At 36.1% G+C, this 7,201-nt stretch carries 6 protein-coding genes and 1 pseudogene; 3 read left to right on the forward strand and 4 right to left on the reverse strand.

Annotated elements, in window-relative coordinates; translation table 11 throughout:
• The 3 genes from FJR08_RS23375 to FJR08_RS22135 form a co-directional block, all read left to right on the forward strand.
• Positions 1 to 261 (forward strand): hypothetical protein (locus FJR08_RS23375; protein ID WP_217357551.1); only part of this gene is annotated, 261 nt, incomplete at its 5' end.
• Positions 248 to 1,096, forward strand: coding sequence for a M23 family metallopeptidase (locus FJR08_RS22130; RefSeq protein ID WP_174782930.1), 849 nt, complete (start codon positions 248 to 250; stop codon positions 1,094 to 1,096). The genes FJR08_RS23375 and FJR08_RS22130, both read left to right, overlap by 14 nt.
• Before the next feature lie 168 nt (positions 1,097 to 1,264).
• Positions 1,265 to 1,870, forward strand: a complete 606-nt coding sequence (locus FJR08_RS22135) for a peptidoglycan-binding domain-containing protein (RefSeq protein ID WP_015083266.1) — start codon at positions 1,265 to 1,267, stop codon at positions 1,868 to 1,870.
• Here FJR08_RS22135 and wecB read toward each other — a convergent pair.
• From wecB to FJR08_RS22155, 4 genes and pseudogenes are all read right to left on the reverse strand, one after another.
• Positions 1,867 to 2,976 carry a non-hydrolyzing UDP-N-acetylglucosamine 2-epimerase gene (gene wecB / locus FJR08_RS22140; RefSeq protein ID WP_148763701.1) on the reverse strand — a complete coding sequence of 370 codons (1,110 nt, stop codon included), beginning with the start codon at positions 2,974 to 2,976 and terminating at the stop codon, positions 1,867 to 1,869. The genes FJR08_RS22135 and wecB overlap by 4 nt on opposite strands.
• Positions 2,977 to 3,059: 83 nt before the next feature.
• A complete protein-coding gene (locus tag FJR08_RS22145) occupies positions 3,060 to 5,498 on the reverse strand; it encodes an ABC transporter substrate-binding protein (protein ID WP_168634599.1) in 2,439 nt (812 codons plus the stop codon).
• A 175-nt stretch (positions 5,499 to 5,673) separates the two neighbouring features.
• On the reverse strand, positions 5,674 to 6,795 hold the full coding sequence (locus FJR08_RS22150; RefSeq protein ID WP_168634600.1) for a DUF1822 family protein: 1,122 nt from the start codon (positions 6,793 to 6,795) through the stop codon (positions 5,674 to 5,676).
• Between the two features lie 3 nt (positions 6,796 to 6,798).
• Positions 6,799 to 7,201 (reverse strand): annotated as a pseudogene (locus tag FJR08_RS22155) (sigma-70 family RNA polymerase sigma factor); the annotation flags it as partial.

The raw sequence follows: 7,201 nt of genomic DNA on the forward strand, positions 1-7,201 counted from the left end.
TCGGTTAACTACGTTACTTGTGTATCTCTTAACCTAACAGAATCAAATTTTAGTAATGTCCATAAATCGAAAAAATCTAAGCATCTTGGGAATAGTAAGTTTGCACGAGTCGTAAATTTAACTAGCAAATTGTCCCGATGTGACACATTTGAGACTGAAATAGCAAATAACTATAGCATTTTTCCATTTACAGCAGTCAGCTTTGACTTCTTTTTCGCTGCTATAGCAATTATTAGGCTAGAAACTGATGAAAAAAGTTAATATCTACCGCTTTTGTGATTATGCTTTGATGGCTTTAATATCCTGTACCGTGGCTGTAAGTAAAGTTTCCCCAGCTTTGACTCAGACAGTTTCTCTAATTAACCCCACACCCGCACCTACTGCTAACTTAATTTGGCCGACCCAAGGGATTCTTTCCCAAGGTTTCCGTAAATATCAGCATGAGGGAATTGATATTGCGGGTGCAAAAGGGACTCCAATTTTAGCTGCTGCTGCTGGTACAGTCGTGAAAGCTGGTTGGGATGATTGGGGATTAGGCAATTTTATCGAAATTAAACATTTTAATGGCAATGTAACAGTTTACGGACATAATAGCCGTTTATTAGTAAGTAAAGGTCAACAGGTCAAACAAGGTCAAATTATTGCCGAAATGGGTTCAACAGGCAATAGCACCGCCCCTCATTTGCATTTTGAATTTTATGCAGATGGTCGTTTAGCTAGTAATCCTCTCAGTTTATTACCGTCTGCCACCATCGCAAAAACACCAGTAAATAAACCAATTACCCCAATTCTACAACCAGTTTTATCTGTAAGTAATAATACTGATTGTGATGGAACTACAGTTATGACAGGGGAGACAACAACAGTCAGTATAAAAGTTTGCGAAGAACATGGTCAGTTATTTTATGTGGGGAAATTGAAACAAGAACCAAGTCAAGTTTTAAAAATTCGGGCTTGGAAGCTTGACAATCACAAATATCAGGCAGATAATGGGACTTTTTCCTACTTAATTAGTCCAGAAAAAATAGAAATTTGGCGCAATGGGAGTCCAATTCGTGCGGATAGTTTTCTCACTTCTCATGGTTTAGGGAAATAAAAATACTAACCTCTTTATGTAATTGATGATTTCATTACAAATACCTGATGTGACAGTTCAAATGGCGGAATATATTAGCCAACATATTGTCATAAAGAAGTATAAAATCAATGAAGATTAAAACTAGACAAAAGTATCACAAAATTTCACATCAAGGAGCAGATGATTATGGAATATTTGGCTTATTCCTATATGTATATAGAGGATGAAAGGACAAATGAAAATTTTGCATTAAGTCTTCCGAAATCGTCATTTAATTGGCGGAAAATTTTTAAATCTTCTGCATGGTTAACTTTGGCCGGTGTAACTATATTACTAGCTACAGTGACTCAAATGCAGTTTGCTTCGGCTGAATATGCCAGCACGAATGGAAGCTGTCTTTATATTCGCACTGGACCTAGCACTGCAAATTCATCTGTAGCCTGTGTCCGCAATGGTACATACGTTGGTGAAACTGGTAGTGTTAGAAATGGGTTTGCGAGAATTTCTTCGGGACGTTACCGAGGATACTATGCTGCTGAAAGATGGATTGGTAATACTCCTGGACGTTCTCACCGCAGATATCGTTCTGGCTACGGTGTTGGGGGTAGGGTAACGGTAGAATATGGCGCAAGAGGCGAACGAGTCAGAGAAATCCAAAGAGCTTTAGGGATTAGAGTTGATGGCGTTTACGGTTCACGAACCATTAATGCAGTTCGTCACTTCCAAAGACGTAACGGACTGCGTGTAGATGGCGTTGTTGGTTATCAAACTCGGAGAGCTTTAGGCATTTAGCTTAAGTAATTTTTGACAATTTGCAGGATGCGTTCTGCTGCATGGCCATCGCCAAAGGGATTAATGGCGGTGGCCATTTTGCTGTAAGCGTCGGGATTGCTGAGTAGTTCACTAGCGGCTGTGACGATATTTGCGGTTTGTGTCCCTAGGAGTTTGGCTGTCCCAGCGGTGACTGCTTCTGGTCTTTCGGTGGTATCTCTGAGAACTAACACCGGTTTACCCAGACTGGGGGCTTCTTCTTGCAAGCCACCGGAATCGGTTAAGATTAAATGCGATCGCTCAATAGCTCCCACTAATTCGGCATAATCCAAGGGTTCTGTTAAGAAAATGCGGGAATGATTCCCTAATAACTGTTGCAATGGTTCTCTAACTGTGGGATTTTTATGTAATGGCAGTAATAAGGCTGTATCAGGAAATTGCTCTAAAATTTGTAAAAAACTTTCAGCGATGTCTTGCAACGGTGATCCCCAATTTTCCCGTCTATGAACTGTTGCCAATATTGTCCTATATTTGCTCCAGTCTAAACCTGGTATATGGCAAACTGGTTTTTTGGCAGCCACATTTAATAAGGCATCAATTACCGTATTTCCTGTTAAGTGAATTTCTCCTAACACCCCAGAATTTTGTAAGTTTTCCACCGCCAAAGTAGTCGGCGCAAAATGCAATTGTGTAAGCTGGGAAATCAACCTTCTATTAGCTTCTTCGGGAAAAGGATTAAATAAATCATCAGTCCTTAAACCTGCTTCCACATGACCTACAGGGATTTTTTGATAAAAAGCTGCCAAGGTGGCTGCAAAAGCTGTTGTTGTATCTCCTTGCACAATTACAAAATCTAACTTTTGGGCTTGAAATAATGCTTCTAAACCTTGTAAACTTCTACAGGTAATATCATTAAGAGATTGTTGACGCTGCATAATCTCTAAATTCCAATCGGCTTTGAGTTTGAACAATTGCATCACTTGTTCAACCATTTCTCGATGTTGTCCTGTGAGAATTACCTGCAATTCAAAATCTGGAGAATTTTGAAAAACTTGAATTACTGGTGCTAGTTTAATAGCTTCGGGACGAGTTCCTAAAATAATGCCAATGCGGTGTTGATTAGTCATTAGTCAAATAATTACAATTTACTTTTATTTGCACTTCCCCAAGATGGTAATTAGTTTTTTAGATAATTATACCAAATTATTGTCTACTCCTTTCGGATAAAACTATAGCCTGTAGATGATTGGGAGTCTACTTGTACTTGAACTAACATAGCCTTACTGATGCGATCACGATCGCCCCATGGTAGAAACTTAATTGTTCCGGTAATACCTGAAAAGGAAAAATTCTTACTTAAAGCCTGTTGAATACCTATTCTCGTACTACCTTTTTTTTGCATAGCAATAGCTATTGTTTTAGTAGCATCAAAAGCAGTAGCTGTTCGCCAAGTAATTAAGATTTTTTTACCCCAAAGCTGATGAGCATTTTGGACAAATTCTTTATTTTTTGGAATACTAATTTGCCAAGGAACTGCCATAATCATACCATTAAAAGCATTGCCAGCAGCTAGGGTTTTCTGTGTTTCTAAACTATGATTTCCTAATAAAAATAACTTACCTTGATTACTTTTAGCTAATTGGATAGCTTGATTAATTCTGTCAACTTGAGGATTCAGCAGAATAGTATTGACATTTTGCTCAATTGCTTTTTGAATAATCTGTTCACCTTGAAATTTATTATCAGCAAAATCACAATGAATATCACTAATTAATTCTAAATTTCTGTTATTAATAGTATTAATAAAAGCCTGAATGAAAGATTGATCCGTTGCTTGAGAATCACTGCAAATAAGAATCTTACTTTTATCATTATTTTTGGCATATTCCGCCAGAGTTTCCGCAATTACATGAGAACTAATTACAGTTCTATAAATATAATTACCATTGGTTTGATCTTCACGGTCAGTTAATTTTGTAGAACTACTGGTTGGGGAAATCATCACCAATTTGCCAGATTGATATATATTAGAAGCTGGTACGGTAGCATCACTGCTATTATGACCAATTACAGCTAAAATATCTTTATTTTTGACAAATCTTGCCGCTATTTGTTGAGCTATTTCTGGGTTATTATTGTCATTAGTAATTTGAATTTGTAAAAATTTACTATTCACTCCACCATCATGATTTATCTCTTGTTGAGCTTGTGCGACTCCTCGCAGGATTTCTTGCGCTACGGGAGGATTACTACCTATCGGTACAGCTACACCAATTTTGATTACTTCTTTATTTCCAACCTTCGCATTTTCTAAATATATTCTAGCTTCTGGATCATTAGGATAATCTTGTAAATAGGTGGTAAATTTTTTAATTGCTTGGTTGTAATTTTTCCACCAAAATGCTGTTATAGCTGCTTGTTTATCCAAATTAGTTGGAGAATTAAATAATATTTTCTCCCCATAACTAAACCGATTTCGCAATTTTATTTCCTGAAAACTCAGCCATGAAATAGTACCGATAATTACTAATAATATCGTCGCTATTGCTGACTGTAAAGCCATCTTTTGTAAATTTCGGGGTTGGGGATATTTGAGTAATGCTGCGGCTGGATTTTGAAAAATTACAGGTATCCAAGAGGCACAAGGATATTGATTTTCTAGTTCTTCCTGTAACCGCACACGCGCTTGCTGTACAGAAGTATATAAAGATTCACCAGATGCAAAAACTGTGAGAAAATATTCTAGAAAATGTTGAGCGACAATATCAGGAATAGGTTCTCGCATCACAATTGTATAAGGTATGCGTAAATCAGCTAAATTACGCGCTAATCCTAAACCATCACAAGAATTAAAAATTGCTAACTTCAATCCTTTTTTTACAGCATATCCCAGAGCGTGACGCAACTCTAAAAGTGATAAACTTTCATTGTCATTAATTTGAATTTCTCCCCAACTATCACCTTCTTGACTGCAACTATGTCCAGCAAAAAATAAAATATCCCAAGGTTGATACCATAATTTATTAACAAGTTCTTGACGGGATGGTTGCAGCAAAGGTTCAATAATTGCCCCTGGTAATTTTGCTGTCAATGCTTGTAAATCTGGTTGAATATCAATCCCTTGACTATTACCTAAAATAGCCAGAATTTTTACCGGACTTTTTAATTTAATCTTTGACGGTTCATACTCAGAACTAATTACAACTTCAGGTTGAATATGACTGGTATGAAATATTTCCCATAAATGCCAAGGAAGTCTTCTTAAAAGTGAATCTTGTGTTTGTACAATAAATCTGACATTATGCCAATCACCGATTTTTTGTAAAAATTGCCTTTCTAATTTTCTGACAGATGGTTGATTTAACCAATCATTAAAACTAGATTGAAATTTTTTAGCAGCAGTATCACAAACTTCTGTAGTAGATACATTAGTAATTTGAGTTTGGGGAACAGTAATTAACCAATTTCCAGGTAATTGATAATAAGCTGATTGCCATTCATAATAAGTTTGAGGAATTTCTAAAGCTGGTGGAAATCTGCCAGAAATTTCTGCGAAATGGGGTTTACCGTCTTCCCCAATTCTGATTTTGACAGGAAATCCTGTTTCAAAACTACCTTCCCCAATCTCGAATATGATCAGCTTCCCCACTGTTTTTACCCTAAGTGATTTGTCTAGTTAAATGACAAATTTTTTATAATAGTTCATGTAGGTTGGGTTGAACAACGTGTTCGCGTAGCGTGCCGTAGGCATAACCCAACATTTTTGCGAATTGCTTGGGTTTCGCAAAGCCTCAACCCAACCTACAACTAATTGATTTGTCTAGTTAAATGACAAATTTTTCTGTAATAGTTGCATTATTTAGAATAACCCGGATTTGGAATTTTTCACCCATTTCAGCACAAAATTTTAATTGAATGTAATTATCTCTTTGTTCTCTGGCTTTAACTTCTAAAAATGGCTGGCCATTTTCATATAATCCTGATAATAGTAAATCTGCTGGTAAATAAATTTTATTTCCCATTGGGTATACTCGCAAAAGCACAGCAAAGGTTTTATCTAGTTTGGGTAATATAGCCACCATTAAAGCTACAGGTTTCCCTGATAACTGCATTCCTAAATCCATAATTCGTCTAGCAGTAACAACAGGATGATTTGGTGTAATTGTCCATAAAACCTCTGCTAGAGTCCAACGAATTTCTTCATCATTTGTAGTTTGTAAAAGATGAACAAGAATATCCATTACTTCTACATCTGAATTTTCTAATAATGTTGATGGTAAGATTTTCCTCCAACTGCGCTGGGGATATAATTGTTCAATCACTTGCCAAACTTTTTTGGGTGTATCTATTTCAAACCCCCGCACTTTTGCAGAACGAAAGGCTAATTGCGAAGTTTTTTGTAAAGCTAATTCCTCAATACTTTGCCATTGAGATGTATATATTCCCTCTAACCATTGTCTTAATTGTATACCCGAAGATTGATGATAATGTTCTAGGAAAAGTTCTAATGGTTGTAACTGTTCTAGTTTAATTTCTGTTGTCGTAACTTGGGGTAAAAATCCTCTGATTTTGGCTTCTTGGCAGGTTTGATTAATTTCCACTATCATATAACCAAAACGATGATGCCAAACTTCAGGAGGAATATAACAAATCTGATCTCCTGTTCTGATATATCTACATTCTAAATGTCCAATTCCAGTTAATAATAAATCTGCTACATTTCCAGCTATTCTTCCCCAATAATCCCAACTATGACTAGCTTCTAATGTAGTAGAAATATCTAACATTTGCAAGTAGTTATTCACAACTTGTACAGCTAAAGTATTCAGATATACGAGTTTTGCTTTTTCTGGATTTGGTTGTTCTTGGGCAAATTGTAAAGCTGTATCTCGGAACTTTGCCGAAATAGGAATAGAAATGCTTTGTTGTTCAGTAGGGTAATTCATAATTTATATATCAAAGTAACCTTCGCTATCAAAATAAGCTTGGGATTTACCAAAATTGAGCAGACGGGGAAAACATTGACGTTGATAGAAATTGCTAAGAGTTGCTACAGGTATACCAAACTCTACAGATAAATCTAGCCAAGATGTTTCTGGTGGTAAACGACGGGAAATTAAAACGTAACTATTAACATCTGGACGATTTCGGATATGAATACGTTTTAGTTCTGGAGAATTTGTTTTTAACCATTCTTGAATTTCATTTAATATTGGTCTTGGTTCTGTAGGTGCAGGAATTAAACTTGCAGGATCTATTTGATCATTTTCTTCTAAGAAAAAATCAAATTTACTTTTTTGTTCATAATAACTAATCCGTTTATCTTGTAACCGATAACTTAGGTAATTGTTC

The organism is Dolichospermum sp. UHCC 0260 (assembly GCF_009711985.1).
Classification (GTDB): domain Bacteria; phylum Cyanobacteriota; class Cyanobacteriia; order Cyanobacteriales; family Nostocaceae; genus Dolichospermum; species Dolichospermum lemmermannii.